This is a genomic window from Aquimarina rhabdastrellae (assembly GCA_947387485.1).
GTDB lineage: Bacteria > Bacteroidota > Bacteroidia > Flavobacteriales > Flavobacteriaceae > Aquimarina.
In genome coordinates, this window is sequence record CANDNT010000006.1 from 46297 (window position 1) to 69805 (window position 23509).

The 23509-nt window shown below is 31.9% G+C and carries 18 protein-coding genes; 5 read left to right on the forward strand and 13 right to left on the reverse strand.

The annotated features are described in order from the left end of the window. Positions 1-14: 14 nt before the first annotated feature. Genes ACYEKI_RS11100 through ACYEKI_RS11110 form a run of 3 tightly spaced genes read right to left on the reverse strand, consistent with a single transcriptional unit; the run spans position 15 to position 1889 of the window. Entirely contained in the window at positions 15-746 is a 732-nt protein-coding gene (locus ACYEKI_RS11100; RefSeq protein WP_459211262.1) for a hypothetical protein, read from the reverse strand. Between the two features lie 12 nt (positions 747-758). Next, positions 759-1487, reverse strand: coding sequence for a PspA/IM30 family protein (locus ACYEKI_RS11105; RefSeq protein ID WP_459211263.1), 729 nt, complete (start codon positions 1485-1487; stop codon positions 759-761). Positions 1488-1493: 6 nt separating this feature from the next. Further along, positions 1494-1889, reverse strand: a complete 396-nt coding sequence (locus ACYEKI_RS11110) for a type III secretion system chaperone family protein (RefSeq protein WP_459211264.1) — start codon at positions 1887-1889, stop codon at positions 1494-1496. A gap of 319 nt (positions 1890-2208) precedes the next feature. On the opposite strand from ACYEKI_RS11110, the gene ACYEKI_RS11115 reads away from it, so the two are divergent. The 4 genes from ACYEKI_RS11115 (at position 2209) to ACYEKI_RS11130 (ending at position 5682) form a co-directional block, all read left to right on the forward strand. After that, the gene (locus ACYEKI_RS11115; protein WP_459211265.1) at positions 2209-2964 is read left to right on the forward strand and encodes a helix-turn-helix domain-containing protein; all 756 of its coding nucleotides are present in this window, start codon (positions 2209-2211) and stop codon (positions 2962-2964) included. A gap of 146 nt (positions 2965-3110) precedes the next feature. Beyond that, on the forward strand, positions 3111-4565 hold the full coding sequence (locus ACYEKI_RS11120; protein ID WP_459211266.1) for a catalase: 1455 nt from the start codon (positions 3111-3113) through the stop codon (positions 4563-4565). Positions 4566-4640: 75 nt separating this feature from the next. Further along, complete coding sequence (locus tag ACYEKI_RS11125) at positions 4641-5102, forward strand: ankyrin repeat domain-containing protein (protein ID WP_459211267.1); 462 nt, start codon at positions 4641-4643, stop codon at positions 5100-5102. 4 nt (positions 5103-5106) lie between these two features. Beyond that, the gene (locus ACYEKI_RS11130) at positions 5107-5682 is read left to right on the forward strand and encodes a hypothetical protein (RefSeq protein ID WP_459211268.1); all 576 of its coding nucleotides are present in this window, start codon (positions 5107-5109) and stop codon (positions 5680-5682) included. 15 nt (positions 5683-5697) lie between these two features. Here ACYEKI_RS11130 and asnS read toward each other — a convergent pair whose 3' ends face one another. The 9 genes from asnS to rplM form a co-directional block, all read right to left on the reverse strand. After that, a complete protein-coding gene (asnS, locus tag ACYEKI_RS11135; RefSeq protein ID WP_459211269.1) occupies positions 5698-7140 on the reverse strand; it encodes an asparagine--tRNA ligase in 1443 nt (480 codons plus the stop codon). Between the two features lie 922 nt (positions 7141-8062). Beyond that, entirely contained in the window at positions 8063-10459 is a 2397-nt protein-coding gene (locus ACYEKI_RS11140; RefSeq protein WP_459211270.1) for an efflux RND transporter permease subunit, read from the reverse strand. An 80-nt stretch (positions 10460-10539) separates the two neighbouring features. After that, the gene (locus ACYEKI_RS11145; protein WP_459211271.1) at positions 10540-12981 is read right to left on the reverse strand and encodes a DUF5686 family protein; all 2442 of its coding nucleotides are present in this window, start codon (positions 12979-12981) and stop codon (positions 10540-10542) included. Positions 12982-13078: 97 nt separating this feature from the next. Next, positions 13079-13642 (reverse strand): ribosome recycling factor, encoded by a 564-nt coding sequence (frr, locus tag ACYEKI_RS11150; RefSeq protein WP_459211272.1) that lies wholly within the window; start codon positions 13640-13642, stop codon positions 13079-13081. A 50-nt stretch (positions 13643-13692) separates the two neighbouring features. Beyond that, the gene (gene pyrH, locus ACYEKI_RS11155) at positions 13693-14400 is read right to left on the reverse strand and encodes a UMP kinase (RefSeq protein ID WP_459211273.1); all 708 of its coding nucleotides are present in this window, start codon (positions 14398-14400) and stop codon (positions 13693-13695) included. A gap of 619 nt (positions 14401-15019) precedes the next feature. Further along, positions 15020-15844 carry a translation elongation factor Ts gene (gene tsf, locus ACYEKI_RS11160; protein WP_459211274.1) on the reverse strand — a complete coding sequence of 275 codons (825 nt, stop codon included), beginning with the start codon at positions 15842-15844 and terminating at the stop codon, positions 15020-15022. A gap of 105 nt (positions 15845-15949) precedes the next feature. Beyond that, complete coding sequence (gene rpsB, locus ACYEKI_RS11165) at positions 15950-16720, reverse strand: 30S ribosomal protein S2 (protein ID WP_459211275.1); 771 nt, start codon at positions 16718-16720, stop codon at positions 15950-15952. 160 nt (positions 16721-16880) lie between these two features. After that, a complete protein-coding gene (gene rpsI, locus ACYEKI_RS11170) occupies positions 16881-17267 on the reverse strand; it encodes a 30S ribosomal protein S9 (RefSeq protein ID WP_459211276.1) in 387 nt (128 codons plus the stop codon). Further along, complete coding sequence (rplM, locus tag ACYEKI_RS11175) at positions 17267-17722, reverse strand: 50S ribosomal protein L13 (protein ID WP_459211277.1); 456 nt, start codon at positions 17720-17722, stop codon at positions 17267-17269. Before rplM ends, rpsI begins: the two co-directional genes overlap by 1 nt. A gap of 296 nt (positions 17723-18018) precedes the next feature. Between rplM and ACYEKI_RS11180 the strand changes: the two genes are divergently transcribed. Next, positions 18019-20628, forward strand: a complete 2610-nt coding sequence (locus ACYEKI_RS11180; RefSeq protein WP_459211278.1) for a DUF5916 domain-containing protein — start codon at positions 18019-18021, stop codon at positions 20626-20628. Positions 20629-20684: 56 nt separating this feature from the next. Here ACYEKI_RS11180 and polA read toward each other — a convergent pair whose 3' ends face one another. Further along, positions 20685-23504 (reverse strand): DNA polymerase I, encoded by a 2820-nt coding sequence (gene polA, locus ACYEKI_RS11185; protein ID WP_459211279.1) that lies wholly within the window; start codon positions 23502-23504, stop codon positions 20685-20687. Positions 23505-23509: the final 5 nt, after the last annotated feature.

Below are 23509 nucleotides of genomic sequence, written 5' to 3' on the forward strand. Positions count from 1 at the left end.
TTTTAGTGTATTAATTAGTTATTAGAATATGATTTTACGTAGTAATAATTTTTATCTGCTGATTGTTTAATGATTAAAATATCATTTTTATGATCAATTAGGCTTCCATCTAATGATTTAACATAAATAGACATAACTTTTGAATCTATAGTTACTTCTGCAAGTTCTAGTTGATCTTGTTCTATTGATGATTTTAAAGATGCTATTCTCCCAATTAGTTCAATAGGCTTATCTCCATCTGGATTTAAACTTTTAAAGAAGTTTTTAAAAGGTGTTGTAAATACCTTATTTATAAATAAAGAAGGAATAATACCACCAAAAAAGAAGATAAAGCCTAATGTATTATCATAAGAATGAGTTAAGGTTGTAGATATTATTGTTAATATCCACCAAATAAATATCCAACAGGTGAATGTAAACATGAATGGTAGTCCAACAAAGTTGAAATATATTAAAGCTACTTGCCACCATTTTAATGACTTTCTTTTTTTGCCAAGTACATCCTCTTTATCAATATCTGTATTAGCTACATCATGTAGATCAATATTACCTCCCTCTATACCTGTATCAGCATCCATATCGATTTCTATTTCTGCATCGACATCAATGTCTATATCTACATCTATATCAGTGTCAAAATCAATTCCTGTGATCATATTAAAGATCCAGTATACAATTAACACAATAAGAAGTACCGATAAAGTTATGTTTACAGGAGAAAATAAAATGTTAGTTAGTTCACCCATTCAGTAATTATATTAAGATTCTTTTGTTTCGTTGTCAGTATCAGACATTCCTAATTGTTCTTTTAATTTTGCTAAGTCGTCGTCTGCTGTTACATCAGTAACATCGATAGCTTTATTGATTTGATCATCGATAGATTTTCCTGAGTCAGCAATGTCGCCATAAGCTTCGGCTAATGCTTCTTCTTGACTTACCTTATCTTTCATACGTTCAAGCATAGAAACAGTACTTGATCCATCAATTTCTGCTAATTGTTTGTTTAAGTTTTTGGTAGCTTTAGAAACTTTAACTCTAGCCTTAAGGGTTTTTAATTCATTTTCCCATTTGCTAATATTTTGCTTAATTTCTTGAACATTCTTTTCAAGTTTAGCTACAGATTCATCAAATTTTGTAGCTTCTTCTTGAGAACGATTTACATGTTGCTGTGCTTGCTCCTTTTTTACCAATGCTTCTTTAGCTAAACGATCTGCTTCATTTGTATCTAATCCACCAGTTTGTGCTTTTTTAAGGATTAACATTGCTTTTTGCTGATAATCCTTAGCTTTTGCAGAATACTCTTCGGTATCATTTTTTGCTCTAATAGCCATAGCTTTAACTTGAGCAAGAGCTTCTAAGCTTTTGTCTAAATCACTTTTCATGTCTCTGATCCCTTGTTCTGTCATTTTTATGGGATCTTCCATGTTATCTATTGCTGAGTGTACTTCAGCTTGTCCTATTTTGAATATGCGTTTAAAAAAGTTCATCGTTGTTTAATATTTTGAAAAATTTATAATTTGTTCAGAGTATTCACTTAGTAATAACCCTAGTGAATTAAGTGAGCCTTCTAGCTCGTTGAGATCTAAATTCTCTATTTGTAAAGTATCCCTAAAGATTACTTTGTTCCCGGTTTCATCAAGTACAAATGCTCCATGCACGATATCTCTATTTTTTTGTAATAAACTACGATATACGGCTTCGTTTTTTGTCTTGATGTTAAAAATGTGTTGCTCCATAATCAAGATTGGTGGCGCAATACCTAGAATTAAATTTTTAATTCCTTCATTTTCTTTGCTGATCATTAAAATACCATCTTTGGCGTTCTCATGTTCAATAGTGTAATTAAGTTGTAAAACAAAATCTTTTACAAGCTGAAAGTGTGCATCCATAGAAAAGGAGGTTGATTGATTATTATTTTTTGTTTCCGTTTATTGAGTGTATCAATATTACAAAAAGTCACATAACTTTTCTACTATACTTACAGCTAAATTGACTAGATAACATGCAATTAGTATCATTTTATTAGGTTTTAAGGTTTAATTAGTTTTAGTACTGCTAATAATGTTAGTAACTCTTTAATATTGACACATTCTTTAATTTTTTATAAAAAGAATTCTACTAAAATTAGCAAAAATCAAATGTATTAGCTAATATTGTTAGTGTAAAAGTACAATTAATTTTTATAATTGCAAATAAAATTAGCAAAAAATGTCTTTTTTTGGAAAAAATATTAAAAAGATTAGAAGTGTTAAAGGATTAAGTCAGCAAGCATTTGCTGAGCTATTTGACTTGAAAAGAGGGACTTTAGGGGCTTATGAAGAGGGTAGGAGTGAACCTAAAATCGAAACGATTATCAAGATAGCTAATTATTTTAGCATAAAGATTGACACTTTGTTGACAGATGAATTAACAGTTAATGAGTTGTTAAAGTTTAAAGAGGATCTAACTACTTATGCAGAGGATGTAAAAAGAGAACAATTTGCGGTTGTACCTTGTATTACAGATAGTACTAGTGCAGATTATATTTCTTTATATAATAAGGACACCTTTATAAGTGAATTACCAATATTACAATTGCCTATTAATCCGTCTAAAAAATTTAGAGGATTTACCGTTTTTAATCTTGAAATGACTACTCATGATAAAGGTTTTTTTCCCAAAGATGTAGTTGTTGGCGAAAAAGTACCACAAGATGTTATTAAAAAATTGAATAATGGAACATTGGTGTTTGCTTTGGTAGATGATCAAATTCTGTTTAGGCGATTGTATACAGCATCAAACGGTTTGGTTTTTAGAGCCGATCATAAAAATATTGATGATTTGATCTTTGATGTCAAAGATATTAAGGAATTATGGAGAGTGCGCTATGTTTTTTGTAGAAGAATACCAGAATTTGCAGATATGGTAGAAGATCGTCTTTTGATTATAGAACAGCAATTGTTAAAACTTAATGAACGATTATAATATATATAGTTGATTTTTATTTATTTAAACTTGTTAAATAGTTTTTGTTTATGGTTTGATTGTGATTAATAATGTACTTGCTTGATTTTTAGTGTTGTAGTGTTGTATCTTTATATAGAAAGAAAGTATCACTAAATAGAACTATAATGACACGCAAAAAATTAACCACATCAGGAGGAGCTCCTATAGCTAATAATCAACGCTCTATCACTGCAGGAAATAGAGGACCGGTTTTATTACAAGATTACCAATTAATAGAGAAATTAGCACATCAAAATAGAGAGCGAATTCCAGAACGAGTTGTTCATGCAAAAGGATGGGGAGCTCAAGGAACATTTACAGTAACTAATGATATTAGTAAATATACTCGTGCAAAAATATTTTCTGAGGTAGGAAAACAAACTCCCATGCTTGCTAGATTTTCTACTGTGGCAGGAGAAATGGGAGCTGCTGATACCGAAAGAGATGTACGAGGATTTGCTTTAAAATTTTACACAGAAGAAGGAAATTGGGATCTAGTAGGAAACAATACTCCGGTGTTTTTTATTAGAGATGGATATAAGTTTCCAGATTTTATTCGCACACAAAAAAGACATCCTAAAACCAATTTGAGATCCCCAGAAGCAATGTGGGATTTTTGGTCACAAACTCCAGAGAGTTTACATCAAATAACCATATTAATGTCTGATAGAGGAATCCCTACAGCACCTATGTTTATGAATGGTTATGGATCTCATACGTTTTCTTTTTGGAATGTTGATGGAGAACGTTTTTGGGTGAAGTTTCATTTTAAAACAATGCAAGGACATAAACATTATACTAATGAGGAAACGGCTCAAGTAATAGGACAAACTAGAGAGAAATACCAAGAAGAATTATATGGAGCAATTGAAAAAGGAGCTTATCCAAAATGGAAGTTGATGGTACAAATCATGCCTGAAGCGGATGCAGAGAAAACACCGTATAATCCTTTTGATTTGACCAAAGTATGGCCACATGCAGATTATCCATTGATTGAAGTGGGAGTGATGGAATTGAATAAAAACCCTGAGAATTATTTTCAATACATAGAAAATGCAGCGTATTCACCCTCTAATGTGGTACCCGGAATTGGTTTTTCTCCAGATAAAGTATTACAAGCTAGAATATTTTCTTATGCTGATGCACATCGTTATCGATTAGGGACACATTATGAAGCGCTCCCAGCTAATGCTCCAGTTGCAGAGGTAAATCACTATCATAAAGATGGTGCAATGAGGTTCTTTGAAAATAATGGTAATCCAGACGCTTACTATGAACCTAATATCAAAGGTGGACCTGTAGAAGATGCTTCTGTAGAAGAACCACCAATGAAAATTGATGGGGATATAAGACGATATGAAGAAAATGATCAATATGGAGAATATAAACAACCTGGGGATTTGTTTAGAATGTTTAATAAAGAACAAAAAGAACGATTATTCTCTAATATAGCAGCTGCTATGGATGGTGTTTCTATGGAAATTATAGAGAAACAATTAGCACATTTTGATAAAGCTGATCCTGATTATGGAAAGGGAGTGAGGAAAGCTCTTAATATTACTGCTCAAACAGAATATTAATTAGATAGAATAGTAGAATAATAAACACTTACTTAGAAAGCTGGTCTAAGTAAGTGTTTTATAAAAGAAAGAAGAATGACAATTTTTGATGCTATAAGACAAGAAGATACAGAGGCTGTACAAATGATTTTGAAAGAGGATAATACTGTTCTGAAAGAAAAAGATGCTAGAGGATCAACTCCATTACTGTTAGCTTCATATTATGGATTAGAAGATATAGTGAAGATTTTATTGCAATATGATCAAGATATTGATGCTCAAGATGGATCAGGTAATACGGCATTAATGGGGGTGTGTTTTAAAGGATATAAAACTATAGCTCAATTGTTGCTTAATGCTGGATCAGAAGTGAATAAAAGAAATTATCAAGGAGCTACAGCGTTGATTTATGCAGCAACTTTTGGACAAAAAGAAATAATTAAATTATTAATAGCCAATAATGCGGATATTAATATTGAAGATAGTAGGGGATATACTGCTGCAAAACATGCAGAACTTCAAGGATTGCGAATGGATATGTTAACTACAAAATCTTGATATTTTGAATACAACAAAAAAAGAAATACGATCGGTTAATATACGATCAATAGCTTTAAAAAGAAGACTATTGATGAATGCGGTTACAGTAGATTTATTTTGGTCTTTTCTTAAAAAACAGATTAATAATGATGTTGTTATTATTAATACAAATTTGGGAATGGAGATATATTATTACGCTTCTTCAAACTATAATACATTAATTAAAGAAAGTAGTTTATTATATCTTATTAAAGAGATAGATAGTAGTAAAATTAGATATAGATTTCATGAAAATAGAGAAGAGGTTTTCCAAAGTTTTTGCGAATCATTATTTACGTTTCTAAAATATCCTAGAATCTTTCTGGCATATACCAAAAAGTTTTTGTCTCTAGTAAAAGAACATGAAAGGCAAAATCAAATTATCACCATATTAAAAAGCTTTTTTGAAGAAGCATTAACTATTCTAGAAGAAACCGAACGAATACCTTTTCATGATAAGATCAAGCAATTAAATAAAAAATCTCAGCAACCAGAAATAGATAATAAAATTATCCAAGAACTGATTTCTGAGATTTTAACTAATGAGCATAAAAATTAATACTCAAATATTATTTTAAAACTCGGCATTTTGTGGTGTTCGAGGATAAGGAATTACATCACGGATATTACTCATACCAGTAACAAATAAAACCAAACGTTCAAAACCAAGTCCGAATCCACTATGTGTACAAGTCCCAAAACGACGAGTGTCTAAATACCACCATAACTCTTCTTCATCTATGTCTAAGGCAGCCATTTTTTCTTTTAATACATCAAGACGTTCTTCTCTTTGTGCTCCACCTACAATCTCTCCAATACCTGGGAACAGGATATCCATTGCTCTTACCGTTTTACCATCTTCGTTAAGACGCATATAGAATGCTTTTATGTCTGCTGGATAATCAAATAAGATTACCGGGCATTTAAAATGCTTTTCTACTAAGTAACGTTCATGCTCACTTTGTAAATCTGCTCCCCATTCTTCGATTGGGTATTTGAATTTCTTCTTCTTATTAGGTTTAGAATTTTTAAGAATTTCGATAGCTTCAGTATAACTTACGCGTTTAAAATTGTTTTCTAAAACAAATTTTAATTTGTCACGTAATAACATTTCGCTACGTTCTGCTTGAGGTTTTTGTTTATCCTCTTGCACTAATCTATTTTCTAAAAATTCTAGATCATCTTGACAGTTATCTAGTGCATACTTGATTACATACTTGATAAAATCTTCTGCAACGTCCATATTACCATCAAGATCACAAAAAGCAATCTCTGGCTCAATCATCCAGAACTCTGCTAGGTGACGTGACGTATTTGAATTTTCTGCTCTAAAGGTTGGTCCAAAAGTATATACTTGACCTAATCCCATTGCATAAGTTTCACCTTCTAATTGACCAGATACAGTAAGATTAGTTTCTTTTCCAAAGAAGTCTTCTTTAAAATTAACAGTACCATCTTCGTTTTTTGGTACATTATTTAAATCAAAGTTAGAAATCTTAAATGTTTCACCTGCACCTTCTGCATCACTACCTGTAATAATAGGTGTATTTACATAATAGAAATCATTCTTTTGAAAATATTCATGTACAGCAAAAGAAAGTTTTGAACGTAAACGCATAATAGCACCAAAAGTATTGGTACGAATTCTTAAGTGCGCTTGCTCTCTTAATGTTTCAAGACTATGACGTTTAGGAGAAAGAATCGTTTTCTTTACTTCTTCTGGATTAGCTTCTCCTTCAATATCAATTTTTTCAACTAGAATTTCTACACGTTGTCCTTTTCCTTGACTTTCTACAAGTGTACCTATAACAGCAATAGCTGCTCCAGTATTAATTTTTGATCGAATATCTTCAGCAATGGTATTGTCTTCTAATACACATTGTATATTATTAATAGTAGAACCATCGTTAAGTGCAATAAAACGATCGTTTCTAAAAGAACGAACCCATCCTTTTACCGTCACTGGTTGTAAGAACTTTTCACTTTGTAATACTTCTATTATTTTAGAGTGTTTCACAAGTTTGGATTTTGGTTAATTAAATTATATTACATCTATATCCATGAATTTAGAATTGATTCTTTTTAATTCACGGATAAATCAAGTTTACTACACCTTCAAAATGTAGTTTTTATTAAAAAATCTATAATAAAGATTGTTATAACGTGGCAAAGATAATTTTTTTGTCTAATTGCTACGGTATTCCTGTCTTCAAAATATTAGTAGAAGGCATAAAAAGAATATTGAGAATTAATATTTTTTTTGACCAAAGTGTAAAATATGACCTTTTTTGAAAAGTCGATTCTACAGAAAAACCGTAATTGATGGGGGAATTTTATGAAAAAACAGTGGTTTTAGCTTTTTTTTTTACTTTTTTTTAGGAAATGTATTTTTTACTAACTATTTGAAAAACAGTTATTTGAAAAATATTTTGTAGTCCAAAAACTACGGTTTAAGCACAAACTTTTTACTTTTTTGGAAAAAGGGGGTATTTCCCCCGTTCTAACTATTTCAAAATCCAAAAAGCCTTCCTATATTGCATATGCAATTATGACGATTGTGTTTACGTTAAGTTTAGTTCGATAGGTTTTGGGGTAATCTATCTTACAAAGGTCCCGCTAGAATTAGCGGGGCTTTTTCTTTTTAAAAACCTATTATATTGGGAATTATAGCACAGAAAAAGAGTTTTAGTTATAGAGTTCGTTCGCTTAGTGATTTTTTTACAGGTGAAATGTAATTAGTGACGAGAGATGAATTTGAAGTGTAAAATTAAAAAGTCATAATGTAAAATGAAAGAAGAATTAGTTAATGAGTTTTTGAGTAAAAAAATCTAAATTCATAAATATATTTCATACAACTTTTAGGATTCATTTCTTGAAATAAAAAAAGAGACTTATAAATCATAAGCCTCTTGAGTTATTTTTAAGTGATTTAAGAAAGGTTAATCACTTTTTGGTAATTCTTCTTCACTTGGTATTATTCTAAGCTTAGGTTCTTTTAACGTTCGTTTATTTGCTATACTTCTTTCTAGTGATAATAATAAAGCTGGTAATAATAAAAGATTAGCCAACATTGCAAATAATAAAGTTGCAGAAACTAAACCTCCTAAAGCCTTTGTACCTCCAAAACTTGAGATCATAAATACAGAGAATCCAAAGAATAGTACAGTAGAAGTATAGAACATACTAATTCCTGTTTCTCTCAATGCAGCATAAACAGATTTTCGTATTTTCCAGTTATTAGCTTTTAACTCTTGTCGATATTTAGCAAGGAAATGGATGGTATCATCAACAGAAATACCAAATGCAATACTAAATACTAATATAGTCGAAGGTTTTATAGGTACTCCTAAGAATCCCATTAAACCAGCTGTCATCAATAATGGGAGTAGGTTAGGTATTAAAGAAATAACAATCATTTTTGTAGATCGGAACATCCACGCCATAAAAACAGCAATAAGAATTATGGCTAACGATAAGGATAAGACCAAGTTATTCACTAGATAATTAGTTCCTTTTTGAAAAATTAAAGCTTTTCCTGTAAATGAAACTTCATAACGATCTTTAGGGAATAACTTTTCTAGTTTTGGCGCAAGCATGGTTTCAATACGTTCCATTTCTTCTGTACCAATATCTTTCATAAAAGTTGTGATTCTTGCATAACGTCCTGTAGAATCTATATAACTTTTCATGGCACCCGCTTCAGAACCAAAACTTTTTGCATACGGTAAAATAAAATTGCGTTCTTGGCTAGTCGGAATTTGATAATATTTTGGGTTTCCATTATAATAAGCTTGTTTAGAATACTTAACAAGATTTACAATTGAAATAGGCTTTGATAATTCAGGAATCTCTTCAAGTAACTCTTCTAATTGATTCATGCGTTTTAAAGTAGAAAGTTTTAAAACACCTTGTTTTCTTTTGGTATCAATAAGAATTTCTAAAGGCATAATACCGTCGAATTCTTCTTCAAAAAAGACAATATCTTTAAAGAAGTTTGCTTCTTTAGGCATATCTTCTAATAAACTACCAGAAACTTTTATGGTATATATACCTATAATACTTACAACAAGAATGATTACTGAGGCAATATAAATTGTGATTCTACGAGTTTTTACCATACGAACCATCCAATTTACCAAGTTATCTATCCAACGCTTACCTAAGTGTTTTAAATGGCGTTCTTTGGGTTGAGGCAAATAACTGTAGATAATCGTGATAACCAATAAACATAGAATAAATAAAGCTATAATGTTTATAGAAGCAACGATACCAAATTCTTTTAAAAGCTTACTTTCTGTTAAGGCAAAAGTTGCAAAACCAGAAGCAGTTGTTACATTGGTCATCAAAGTTGCATTACCGACCTTAGTAATTACACGCTGTAAAGACTTAGCTTTATTACCATGTTTTTTAATTTCTTGTTGATATTTATTGATAAGGAAAATACAGTTTGGTATCCCAATAACAATAACCAATGGAGGTATGATAGCAGTAAGTACTGTGATTTCATACTTTAATAATCCTAAAAGACCAAAAGCCCACATTACTCCTATAATCACTGCTGTCATAGAAATAAAAGTAGCTCTAAAAGATCTAAAGAAAAGGAAGAAAATTAAAGAGGTAACAAATAAGGCAGCAAGAATGAAAATTTCTATTTCATCCATGATGTTTTGTGAGTTCAAAGTTCTGATATATGGCATACCCGATACTTTGATATCTACATTATGTTCTTTCTCAAAAGCTTCTACCGCTGGGATTAAATCTTTTTCGATAAAATCTTTACGAATAATGGTATTAACAATATCCTTTTTTAAATATAAAGCACTTTGAATAGTCTTTGATTTTTTACTAAAAACTAAACCTTCATAAAACGGAAGTTTGTTAAAAAGTTCATTTTCATACTGCATTGCTTTTTCTACAGTATAAACACTATCTTGTATAAACGGAACCAACTCAAAACGAGGAGGGTCATTTTCTTTTTTTAATTTTTTAAGATCGTTAAGCGAAATAACAAGATCTATCTCATCATATTTTTTAAATGATTTATTAAAATCATTCCAAGCTTTAAGTTTTTTTGGAGTAAAGAGTGCACTGTCTTGAATCGCCATCACGATCAAATTACCTTCTTCACCAAATTTTTCTAGAAACTTTTGATACTTTACATTGATCTCATGATCATCTGGTAATAAATTGGCTTCAGAAAACGAAAAACGCATATGTTGCCACTGAAAGCCTAAAAAAACAGTTATACCAATTATTAATATAAAAATTGCTGCGCGGTTACGTAAGATAAGACCAGCTACAGCATTCCAAAATCCAAAGCTAAATAATTTTGCCATTCCCAAGTTTTGTGCTGACTGCAAAAATAGTAATTTCAGCTATTCTGAACGGAGAAAATTAATTAAACTCTTTATCGATATTAAAGTTTAAGATAGAAAGTAAATTTAAAAGCCAAGTTATCACTGAAGTTAGGTAGGTGATACGCTCCATAACGATAAGCAAAACTTAACCCAAAACCTGCAAAAATTTTGTTGATTTCAAAACCAGATTCTTGATATAGGTGATTAAGTGAATTAAAATTAACACCATTGTGATTTTGAACATTAAGAACATCTCCTAATGCATATCGATTGATTAAAACCAGCTCGGGTTTAAACCAACTAGCAATTTTAAAAGGACGTAAATTATGACGTATTTGTAAAGTTGCTAATCGATCACTAAAAAATTCACTAAAATACATAGTTTCGAATCCACGGCGTCCAGCTACAGAAAAGCGTTGTAGAACTGTTTCTTTGGTAGGACTATTAGGATAGGCATGATATAAATGTGTTAACGGGATATCTCCAGTAGACCAATCTGCTTCAAACAAGAAGTTGGTATGTGATTCATCTAATCGTTTTACCGTATGTTCTATTTTAACACCAATTTTTGAATACCTAAAGTTACTATCGAATACTCCAGACAATCCCTGTGTAAATTGTGCACTGATTTTGGGATAACCATCATGAATTTCTTTTAAGCTATTAGGTGTTTTTAAGTATTTACTAAAAGGACTCCATCGTAGAGAAAATGTGGCTTCACTTAATTTGTATGATGAGTATTCAACATCACCTAGGGTATAGGTATAATTTCCTGTTTGATTGATGTTACTTACTGCAAACTGTGTCTCGGTTAATAACTCGGGAGTTAAACGATGTTGTAAGCTAGCTTTCCAAGTACGGTGTTTATAATAAAAATCGATGTTAACTAATCTAGGTTCAAACAGAGAATAAACACGTTTATCGGTAAGGTAATTAAAACTTCCCACCTCATTAAGATCTTTGGTGTAGTTTATATTAAACCAAGTACCTGTATTTTTGTTTAGTAAAACACCAGCTCCAGCACTATATTTAAATTTAGCATCTTTAAATCCATAAACAGTATACCCTTCTAATCTAAATCGTTTTGATAGCTTTTCGTTAGTTAGCCCACCTAGACCTAATCTCAAACCTTCATAGTTATTGTATTTGATAGGATATCTTAAATCAAAATCAAAAAAGCTTACAGGATAATAACCTACATTAAAATGTTGAATAACATTAATACGTCTTTCTATATTTTGAGCATCAACAATACTATCTATAACAGGAAATGTTTTTAAATCCTTTTCGGTGATGGCAGTTGTTCTATACTTTTTCCAAAAATTTGGAGATTTATTATTGGCATCAGGATGAATTTGAATGGCAACATTACTTTTTCTTAAAGAAACAGGAGCGTTTAATTCTATATCAAAATAATCTGTTTTTGAAATAAGGAACTCATCATTTTTTGAAGGTTGCTTTTTATTTTTACTAAGTCTCCCTACAGAAATACTACCTCCAAACAAGGCAACTTTCTGTTTCCCTAAACCAGGTCGTATAATAATTTCATGATTTTTAGGAAACCAAGTATTTTCTTTTGGGTAATATGTGAAATTATGATGAGCAGTTATATTTAATTCTCCTTTAAGCTCGATTTTTGCTTTTTGTACGGCCAAAGTTTCTGTGTCAAGATAGAGTACACCCTCTAACCGAGCGAAAGCTTTTGATTTTCTAGGTTGAAATAAAACAACATAAGCGGGTCTTTGCGTAGTTGTAGTATCAAGGACTTTGTAATAATAATTTTGCAAAGCTTTTTTTGACAAAGGCCCAATATATTGATTATCAAAAATTACATAATCTTTTTGATACACAGTATTAGATTGAATAGTAATCCCTAGAACATCATATATAGGATGATCAAACCCTGTCATTTGAGAGGCTAGTACAGTTTCTTGCTCTCCTTTTTTAGCTTGAAATTTATGTTCGCTAATTTTTTCGGATAAAAAAGAATGAGCTTCATTAAAAATAGATTCGATATCGGCATCTGCAGTATCTTGAGTTTCTAAAGCAACAGTGTTCTCTTCAGTAATTTTAAATTTATTATAACTTTTATAACTATAACTTTTTAAAGAACTATGCGGGTCATTTGCTGTTTTTTTTGCAATTGCTTTTTGAATAAGCGTTTTAGCACTGTTTTCTGCTGCTTGTATATTTACAGCATCAAGGTTCTCTTGTTTAGGAGAAAGAAAGACCTGTATATTTTTCTGTGATTTAAGAGCGGTAGTAATGGTAGTACTAGAATATCCTAAATAACTAAAAGTTATAGAAGTAGATTGTTGATTTGGAATAGTGAGTACAAAATCACCATTCATATCTGATAAAGCATATTCTTTATTATACTTGATCGTTGTAAACGGTAAAGAAGTATTTGAGCTTTTATCGATAACCTTACCTGTAATGGTAATTTGAGAATATGCTATAGAAAATGAAAATAAGCATAAAAAAAGAATAAGGTTTCGCATTATTAAAAGTAGTTTATAGGCGAATATACAAAAAAGCACCTATGATTAACAAGAGGTGCTTTTTTGATAGTTAAACTATAAAAGTTTTTTATGCGTATTATACGGTCATAATCTCTTTTTCTTTAACAGCAAAGGCTTCATCAACTTTCTTGATATATCCATCTGTTAATTGCTGAATATCGATCTCTGTATTTTTTGCTAAATCTTCAGAAAGACCTTCTTTTTCAAGCTTTTTGATTTCGTTATTAGCATTTTTACGATCATTACGAATACCTATTTTTGCATTTTCGGCTTCGGTTTTAGCTTGCTTAACTAAATCTTTACGACGTTCTTCAGTTAAAGGAGGAACGTTGATAATTACACTCTCACCATTATTCATAGGGTTGAATCCTAAATTAGCAAGCATGATTCCTTTTTCAATTTCAGGAATTAAAGATTTTTCAAAAGGCTGAATAGCAATCGTTCTAGCATCAGGAGTATTTACATTTCCTACTTGGTTAAGAGGAGTAGGAGAACCATAATACTCCACCATAACACCACCTAACATGGCTGGTGAAGCTTTTCCTGCTCTAATGTTAGCGAATTTTTTGTCAAGATGAGCTAATGCATCTTGCATGGATTCTTTTGTAGAATCTAGTATAAAATTTACTTCTTCAGTCATCGTAAAGATATTTTTTTGAATATCCTGAAGATATCCAATAGTATTAATGTTTATAGATTTACTTTGGTTCCGATATTTTCTCCAGAAACAACTTTTAATAAATTTCCGCTTTTATTCATATCAAAAACGATAATAGGTAATTCGTTTTCTTGGCTTAAAGTAAAAGCTGTAGTATCCATTACTTTTAACCCTTTGCTTAGTACATCATCAAAAGTTATATAATCAAACTTTGTTGCGTCTGCATTTTTCTCTGGATCATCTGTATAAATACCATCAACTCTAGTCCCTTTTAAAATCACTTCGGCATCGATCTCTATTGCTCTTAATACAGCTGCAGAATCTGTAGTGAAATATGGATTACCAGTTCCTCCTCCAAAAATAACTACACGACCCTTTTCAAGGTGTCTCATAGCTCTTCGTCTAATAAAAGGCTCTGCAACTTCATTAATCTTTACTGCAGATTGAAGACGAGTAGGAATATCGTGATCTTCAAGAGCACTTTGTAACGCTAAACCGTTAATTACTGTAGCGAGCATTCCCATATGATCACCTTGTACTCTATCCATTCCTTTACTTGCACCAGCAACACCTCTAAAAATGTTACCTCCTCCTATAACAATGGCAACTTGAACGCCTTTGTCAGTGATTTTTTTTATTTCTTGAGCATACTCTGCTAAACGATCAGGGTCAATACCGTATTGACGTGATCCCATCAATGCTTCTCCTGATAGCTTAAGTAATATTCTTTTGTATTTCATAGTATGGTTTTCCTGAATAGTGCAAATATAATCATATTCTTAATTTAAGGAATGTTTTAGCGCGTAAAGCCTAGTATAATTTTGAAGATGAACAAGGTGTATCTTAAGAAAAAAATAAGGAATTGATTTAAAGAGTTTTTTTAAATAATTTTTTTTTTGATATAAAATGATGAAAATTGATATGGTTTTGGGATAAAAAACTAGGACAAAAAAGCAAAATAATCAATTATTCTATATACTAACTAGGATATTTAGAGAACTACTTATTATCTAGTGAAATAAGTAAGGATTTATATGAATAATATGTTGTGTATATTTAAAATATGTTATACGTTTGCCAGCCGGAAAACAAAACGATCAATTGTAATTAAGATTTTTTAAAGAAGTAATATTTTTTACGAAAAAATGTGATTTTTTCAGGTTAGTTGGGGAACTAATTAAAAAGGGGAGTGCTTAAGCACAAGTTAGATAGTTATTGCTTTTGAATATTTAAAAAACTTATAAGATTGATATAAATTAAACCATCTTGATATTAAATCGAGATGGTTTTTTTATGTTATGGCATAAAAAAAGGAGATCTTTTAAAAGATCTCCTTTTGATACTATATTAAAAGAATGATTATCCTAAAGCAACTCTTTCAAAAGCTACAACAGTAACATCATTTCCTAATGTTTTTACGTAATCAGCAACGCTTTGCTTGCTATCTTTGATAAATGCTTGGTTTACTAAAGTGTTATCTTTAAAGAAACGCTTAATCTTACCTTTTGCGATATTATCTAACATTGCTTCTGGCTTACCTTCTTGACGTAATTGATCTTTTGCGATTTCGATTTCTTTATCGATTACAGATTGATCAACACCATCTTCGTTAAGCGCTACAGGGTTCATAGCAGCAGCTTGCATAGCAACATCTTTTGCTACTGCAGCAGCGTTATCACCACTTGCAGAAAGACCAGTTAAAACACCAATTTTATTACCAGCGTGGATATAAGAACCTACGAAAGGAGCTTCTAAAACTCTAAAATCACCGATTTCGATTTTTTCACCGATAACACCAGTTTGCTCAATTAATTTATCTTGAACAGTGATACCATTAAAATCTGAAGCAAGTAATTCTTCTTTAGTACTGATAGTTAAAGCTAAACTAGCTAAATCTTGAGCTAACGCAACGAAAGAATCATTTTTAGCAACAAAATCAGTTTCACAGTTTAAAGAAACTACAACACCTTTATTAGCTTCAGCATTTACTTTTGCTATAACAGCTCCTTCAGATGAATCTCTATCTGCTCTTTTAGCTGCGATTTTTTGACCTTTTTTTCTAAGGATTTCGATTGCTTTGTCAAAATCTCCTTCAGCTTCTACTAGTGCTTTTTTACAATCCATCATACCAGCACCGGTAGCTTTTCTTAATTTATTTACTTCTGCGGCTGTAATCTTTGCCATGTCTTTAAATAGTTTAATGGTTTTTTAAAAAAAATGAATCGTTTAGTGCTCACTGCAAAGTAAAGAACTAAACGACTCGTAAATTTTACCTTATGGTTAAATTTTTTATTCTTCTTCTTGAGTTGCTGGAGCTGCTTTCTCTGCTGCTTTAGGAGCTGCCTCTTTTTTAGGAGCTTCTTTAGCCGCTTTTCTCTCATTTAATCCTTCGATCACAGCATCTGTTACATAAGTCATCACTTTGTCGATTGACTTAGAAGCATCATCATTTGCAGGGATAACATAATCAACTTGACGTGGGTCAGAGTTAGTATCTACCATTGCAAAGATAGGAATGTTTAATTTTTGAGCTTCTTTAATCGCGATGTGCTCACGAGTGATATCAACTACAAATAATGCTCCAGGAAGACGAGTCATATCAGAGATAGAACCTAAGTTCTTCTCTAATTTAGCTCTTAAACGATCTACTTGTAGACGTTCTTTTTTAGATAATGTATTGAAAGTACCATCTTTCTTCATTCTATCAATAGCAGCCATTTTCTTAACAGCTTTACGGATAGTAACAAAGTTGGTAAGCATACCACCTGGCCATCTTTCAGTAATATATGGTTGATTTGCTTTACTAGCTTTTTCAGCAACGATTTCTTTTGCTTGCTTTTTAGTAGCTACGAAAAGGATTTTTCTTCCTGATGCAGCGATTTTCTTTAAAGCTTCGCTAGCTTCGCTAATTTTTGCAGCAGTTTTATATAAGTTGATGATGTGGATTCCGTTACGCTCCATATAAATATACGGTGCCATGTTAGGATCCCATCTTCTTGTCAAGTGTCCAAAGTGTACACCTGCATCAAGTAATTCTTTTACTTCGATATTGTTTGCCATTTCTGTAATAGTTTACGTTCTGTTGACTTTACTTAGCAATGTTTAAGTGGCTACAAATCTGTATGGCCTTAAACATTTAGATGCTAAACTAATTTCTGCTTGAAGCAGATAACAACAAATACTTTTTTTAAAATTAAGTTTCCGAAAAAATCGGATACCATTAACGTTTTGAGAATTGGAATTTCTTACGAGCTTTCTTCTGACCGAATTTCTTACGCTCTACCATTCTTGCATCTCTAGTTAATAAACCTTCTGGTTTTAAGATAGCTCTGTTTTCTTGATCTAGTTCGCAAACTGCTCTAGAAATTGCTAAACGAATAGCTTCTGCTTGACCAGTGATTCCACCTCCGTAAACATTTACTTTGATATCGTATTTGTCTTCGTTGCTAGTTAAAGCAAGAGGTTGGTTTACTTTGTACTGTAAAGTAGCAGTAGAAAAGTAATCATTAAGACCTTTTTTGTTGATCGTAATGTTACCTGAACCTTCTTTTAAATAAATTCGAGCTACAGCCGTTTTTCTACGACCAATTTTGTGAATAACTTCCATTATTTAAATTCGTTTAAGTTAATAGTTTTAGGTTGTTGAGCTTCGTGTCCGTGCTCTGCACCTGTATAAACCTTTAAATTACGGAATAATGCAGCTCCTAATTTGTTCTTAGGTAACATACCTTTTACCGCTTTCTCGATTAAACGCTCTGGACCTTTATCAAATAATTCCTGAGCAGTAAGACTTCTTTGTCCACCTGGGTAGCCTGTGTGACGAATGTATTGTTTTTCGTTCCACTTTTTACCAGATAAGTTGATTTTTTCTGCGTTTGTAATGATTACATTATCACCGCAATCAACGTGTGGTGTGTAGTTAGGTTTGCGTTTACCTCTTAGTAGCGTAGCTACTACAGATGATAGACGACCTAAAGTCTGTCCTTCAGCATCGATATGTATCCATTCTTTGGTTACAGTCGCTTTATTTGCAGATGCTGTTTTGTAGCTTAATGTGTCCACACTAATTAATTTTACTTATTAAACATTCCTTTTCCTGCATAAAACAGGGGTGCAAATGTACGATTATATATTTATATGACAAACTATAGAGATTATTATTTTATTATTCGCGAATAACTGATTCTCAGATAGATTACTTTTTTAACTACAGAATTAGCATTCTTACTAGTGTTTCTTGATTTGGTGAGTGTTAATTATTTACTAAAAAAAAGTTTTAGTGTGCCATGTCAAAAAATGCATTGTCTTTACAACAGTAATTATAGTTATGAAATAATAATATGAGGTGTCAATTTTTAATGTTAAAAATACTGATATGTATTTTATATGTCAATGTTTATGGGCAAAAAACGGATAGTATTCCTAGACGGAGTTATACTATGAATAGGATTACTACAGCTACAATACCAATAATTGATGGAGAGATAGATGAAAAGGTTTGGGATGTGGTTGATTGGACTGGTGATTTTATAGAAAACCAACCAGATGAAAATACGGCTCCAAGCGAACAAACAAGATTTAAAATTATTTATGATGATAAATACCTATATATAGCGGTCGAGTGTTTTGATAAAGAGCCTGAAAAGATTGTTAAGCGATTATCTCGTAGGGATGGGTTTGAGGGGGATTGGATAGAATTTAATTTTGATAGTTATAATGATAAGCGTACCGCTTTTTCTTTTAATATAACGGCAGCAGGTGTAAAAGGAGATGAGTTTATATCTGATAATGGTAATAATTGGGATGGAAGTTGGAATCCTATTTGGTATGCCAAAACACAAATAGTAGATAATGGATGGATAGCTGAGATGAAAATTCCCTTTAGTCAATTGCGATTTGGAAAAGAAAAAGAACAAGTATGGGGATTACAAGTTACACGTCGGTTTTTTAGAAAGGCAGAGCGTTCTGTTTGGCAACGTGTCTCAAGAGAAGCTGCAGGATGGGTGAGTAATTTTGGAGAATTAAGAGGAATTAATGGATTGATTTCGCAAAAGCAATTAGAAATTCAGCCATATATGGTGACCCAGTTAGATAGTTATCCTGAAGAAGAAGGGAATCCATTTAGAGATGGGAGTGATGTAAAGCTTACGGGAGGATTAGACGCTAAGATTGGGATTACCAATGATCTTACACTTGATCTTACTGTTAATCCTGATTTTGGACAAGTTGAAGCTGATCCTGCTGCTTTGGCTTTAGATGGTTTTCAGATATTCTTTAGAGAGCAAAGACCCTTTTTTGTAGAAAATAAAAACATATTTGATTATCGTTTTGCTGGAGGGCAGGATAATGTTTTTTATTCTAGAAGAATTGGACGTAATCCACAAGGTAGTGTAAGTCTTGGTGCAGGCGAATTTGTTGATCAGCCAGATAATACTACGATATTGGGAGCTGCAAAATTTAGTGGTAAAACAAAAAATGGATGGTCTATTGGTGTTTTAGAATCTATAACAGCCAATGAGTATGCCGAAGTTGATAATAATGGAGAGCGAAGAGAAGAATTAGTGGAACCATTGACTAACTATTTTGTAGGGAGAGTTCAAAAGGATTTTAATGATCGAAATACTTTTATAGGAGGGATTTTTACAGCAACCAATAGAAATCTTGGAGACGAACTTAATTTCTTGAGAAAATCAGCATATACAGGGGGAGTAGATTTTAGACATAATTGGAAAAACCGAGAATATTATATCTATGGAAATCTTGTATTAAGTAATGTTGAGGGGAGTGCAACTGCGATTAAAAATACACAAGAATCTATTACACATTTATTTCAAAGAGTAGATGCTTCTCATGTGGATGTAGATGACAATAAAACTTCTTTAATGGGTACTGGAGGAAAATTTGGATTTGGTAAGGCTGCAGGTAAATTTACGTATGATATAGGAGGATATTGGTATTCTCCAGAATTAGAGTTAAACGATATAGGTTTTTTAAGACAAGCAGATGACATTAGGCAATATGTGAATTTAAGATATCGTATAACCAAACCTTTTGGTAATTTTCGTTTTGGACAGATTAGAGTCAATCAGTTTTCAAATTTTGATTTCGAAGGAAACTTTAATAGGATTCAGTATGAGTTGAGAGGTGATATAGAAACTAAAAGTAATTGGGGAATAGGGACAGGGTTTTTATATAAGCCTAGAATTTTTTCTAACACAACATTAAGAGGAGGTCCACGTTTCAGATTTTCTGATGAAATAATCAACTATACATATGTTAATAGTGATCAACGTAAAAAAATGAGTTTTGGAGGAGAAGTCGTATTTGCGCAAGGGAAACAAAATCATTTTTCGTTTTTTGAAATTTCAGGAGGAATATCGTACCAACCCATTAATGCTTTGCAAATAAGATTGAGTCCTAGATATTCTAGAAACCCTAGTAAAACGCAATATGTGACCACTCAAAGTTTTGGTGACAACACACGATATATTACAGCAAATATAGCTAGGCAAACATTGAGTACTGCTTTACGTATTAATTATACTATTAATCCTAATTTATCGATACAGTATTATGGAGAACCTTTTGTTTCTAGAGGGAAATACAATCGATTTAATTATATAACAAATCCTATAGCAGATGATTTGAATGATCGATTTGCATTATATGATGGAGAACAAATAAGCTTTGATGAGTCACAAAATGCCTATCAAATAGATGATGATCGTGATGGCACAATTGATTATAATATAGAGAATCCAGATTTTTCTTTTGTACAATTTAGATCAAATTTGGTCGTGCGATGGGAATATATACCAGGATCAGAATTGTTTTTTGTTTGGTCACAAGGGACCACAGGATTAGGAGATGTTAATAATAATTTGTTTAGAAATCTTGATAATCAAATTTTAAAACAACAACCAGAAAATATCTTTTTGATAAAGGCAACGTATCGATTTGTTTTATAATTGAACGTTGGAGATTGCTAAAAAAGAAGAGCGCTCATACGAGCGCTCTTTATATATTAATGTGCTTCTAGCCAGTTTTGACCTAGACCTAATTCTACATCAAGAGGAACGTCAAGCTTAAAAGCATTTTCCATTTCATGTTTGATTAACGTTTTTATGTCTTCGAGTTCTGGTAAATAAACATCAAAGACCAATTCATCATGAACCTGTAATAACATTTTGGTTTTATAATTACCTTCTTCAAGTTTGTCATAGATATTAATCATTGCGATTTTAATAATATCGGCAGCGCTTCCTTGAATAGGGGCATTTACAGCATTTCGTTCTGCAGCACCTCTTACAATAGCATTTTTAGAATTAATATCTTTTAAATAGCGACGACGACCTAATACTGTTTGTACATAACCATTATCTCTAGCAAAATTAACTTGGTCGTTAATATAACTACTAAGTTTAGGATATGTTTTATAATAAGTATCAATAAGTGCTTTGGCTTCTTTTCTAGGAATATTTTGTTGTTGAGCAAGAGTAAAAGCTCCTTGGCCATAGATGATACCAAAGTTTACAGCCTTTGCATTACTACGTTGCTCACGTGTTACCTCTTCAATAGAAACATTAAAAACCTTTGAAGCTGTAGCAGTATGAATATCTATCCCTTCTTTAAAATCATTGATCATTTGATCTTCTTGACTTAAAGCAGCAATAATTCTTAATTCTATCTGAGAATAATCGGCAGCTAATAACGTATGATTTTCATCTCTAGGAACAAAAGCTTTACGTATTTCTCTACCTCTAGTAGTTCTTATCGGTATGTTTTGTAAATTAGGATTGTTAGAACTTAAACGACCTGTAGCTGCAACAGTTTGCATATAATCGGTATGTACTCTTTTTGTATTTGCATTGATTTGAGTAGGTAAAGCATCTACATAAGTACTTTTAAGCTTAACTAGACCACGATATTCTAATACATTTCTAATAATTTGATGATCATTAGCTAGATTAGATAAAATATCTTCAGAGGTTGAATATTGCCCAGTCTTGGTTTTTTTTGGTTTATCAACAAGTTGAAGTTTTTCAAAAAGGATGACTCCTAATTGTTTAGGAGAAGCGATATTAAACTCTTCGTCTGCAGCTTCATAAATTTTGGATTCTAGTGCTTTAATATCTTTATCCAAAGTTTCAGATAAACCATTTAAGAATTGTGTATCAAGGTTAATTCCTTCGATTTCCATTGCTGCCAAAACACGCAATAAAGGAATCTCAATATCATCAAATAACGATAAAGTATCTGCTTCTTTTAACTCAGGTGCAAAGTGCTCTTTAAGTTGTAAAGTAATATCAGTATCTTCTACAGCATATTCTGTTTGTTTTTCCAATGCAACTTGGCGCATAGATAACTGATTCTTTCCTTTTTTACCAATCAATTCGGTGATCGAGATTGGAGTATAGTTAAGATACGTTTCGGCAAGGATATCCATATTATGACGCATATCTGGATTGATAAGATAATGCGCAAGCATGGTATCAAAAAGTTTTCCTTTTATTTGAATGTCATATTTGGCTAAAACCTTAATGTCATATTTTAAGTTTTGACCAATTTTTTCAATATGATCAGCTTCAAAGAAAGGACGTAAGCGTTCGATTAGTTTTTGAGCTTCAGCTCTATCTTCTGAGAAAGGAAGGTAAAAACCTTTTCCTTTTTCCCAAGAAAATGCTATACCTACTAATTCTGCAGTTAAAGCATCCAGGCCTGTTGTTTCTGTATCAAAGCAAACACTAGATTGTTTTAGTAAGTTATTTATAAACAAGTCTAACGCAAGACCAGATGAAACTACATTTTGATAGAAATGAGAAACTTTTTCTATAGAATTTCTACTACTTATTACAGTAGTTGTATCATCGGTATTTCCTCCCGTATCAAAAAGAGAAAATTGTCCAGCGCCAGCAGTAGTTGTTTTCTTTTTAGGAGCTGATTTTTCTGTAGTAACAGCTTCTGGAGAAAAGAGCTTAATAAATTGATCTTTCATACGTCTAAACTCTAATTCTTCAAAGATGTGTTGTACCTTTTCTAGATCAGGTTTAGAAAGTTCATAGTTATTGGCATCAAAAGTAACATCACAATCAGTCATTATTGTCGCTAATTGTTTAGATAGTAATCCTAATTCTTGATTAGCTGTTACTTTTTCTTTCATTTTTCCTTTAAGTTGGTCTATATTTTCAAATAGTCCTTCCATAGATCCGTAGCTAGCGATAAACTTTTTGGCAGTTTTATCACCTACACCGGGTAAACCAGGAATATTATCTACAGCATCTCCCATCATTCCCAAATAATCGATAACCTGTTCTGGACGTTCAACTTCAAATTTCTTTTGAACCTCTGGAATACCCCATATCTCAATACCATTTCCCATACGGGCAGGTTTGTACATGAAAATATTATCAGAAACCAATTGAGCATAATCCTTATCAGGAGTTACCATATAAGTTTGAAAGCCTTCTTTTTCTGCTTGCTTTGCAATAGTACCGATCAAATCATCAGCTTCAACCCCTAATTGTTCGATAATAGGGATATGCATAGCTTCCAGAATTTGATGAATATATGGAACTGCAATTTTTATAGCTTCTGGAGTTTCTTCTCTATTAGCTTTGTATTCTGGAAAAACCTCTGTACGAGCAGCACTTCCTCCTTTATCAAATGCTACGGCAAGGTAATCAGGTTTTTCTCGACGAATAACATCTAGTAAAGAATTGGTGAATCCCATAATAGCCGAAACATCCATTCCTTTACTGGTAATACGAGGGTTTTTGATCAATGCATAATATCCTCTAAAGATTAAAGCAAAAGCATCTAATAAGAATAGGCGTTTTTGTGACATGTGAT

Coding starts and splice junctions, on each gene's coding strand:
- ACYEKI_RS11100 (WP_459211262.1), bottom strand. CDS start 746: ATGGGTGAACTAACTAACATTTTATTTTCTCCTGTAAACATAACTTTA.
- ACYEKI_RS11105 (WP_459211263.1), bottom strand. CDS start 1,487: ATGAACTTTTTTAAACGCATATTCAAAATAGGACAAGCTGAAGTACAC.
- ACYEKI_RS11110 (WP_459211264.1), bottom strand. CDS start 1,889: ATGGATGCACACTTTCAGCTTGTAAAAGATTTTGTTTTACAACTTAAT.
- ACYEKI_RS11115 (WP_459211265.1), top strand. CDS start 2,209: ATGTCTTTTTTTGGAAAAAATATTAAAAAGATTAGAAGTGTTAAAGGA.
- ACYEKI_RS11120 (WP_459211266.1), top strand. CDS start 3,111: ATGACACGCAAAAAATTAACCACATCAGGAGGAGCTCCTATAGCTAAT.
- ACYEKI_RS11125 (WP_459211267.1), top strand. CDS start 4,641: ATGACAATTTTTGATGCTATAAGACAAGAAGATACAGAGGCTGTACAA.
- ACYEKI_RS11140 (WP_459211270.1), bottom strand. CDS start 10,459: ATGGCAAAATTATTTAGCTTTGGATTTTGGAATGCTGTAGCTGGTCTT.
- ACYEKI_RS11145 (WP_459211271.1), bottom strand. CDS start 12,981: ATGCGAAACCTTATTCTTTTTTTATGCTTATTTTCATTTTCTATAGCA.
- frr (WP_459211272.1), bottom strand. CDS start 13,642: ATGACTGAAGAAGTAAATTTTATACTAGATTCTACAAAAGAATCCATG.
- pyrH (WP_459211273.1), bottom strand. CDS start 14,400: ATGAAATACAAAAGAATATTACTTAAGCTATCAGGAGAAGCATTGATG.
- tsf (WP_459211274.1), bottom strand. CDS start 15,844: ATGGCAAAGATTACAGCCGCAGAAGTAAATAAATTAAGAAAAGCTACC.
- rpsB (WP_459211275.1), bottom strand. CDS start 16,720: ATGGCAAACAATATCGAAGTAAAAGAATTACTTGATGCAGGTGTACAC.
- rpsI (WP_459211276.1), bottom strand. CDS start 17,267: ATGGAAGTTATTCACAAAATTGGTCGTAGAAAAACGGCTGTAGCTCGA.
- ACYEKI_RS11180 (WP_459211278.1), top strand. CDS start 18,019: ATGTTAAAAATACTGATATGTATTTTATATGTCAATGTTTATGGGCAA.
- polA (WP_459211279.1), bottom strand. CDS start 23,504: ATGTCACAAAAACGCCTATTCTTATTAGATGCTTTTGCTTTAATCTTT.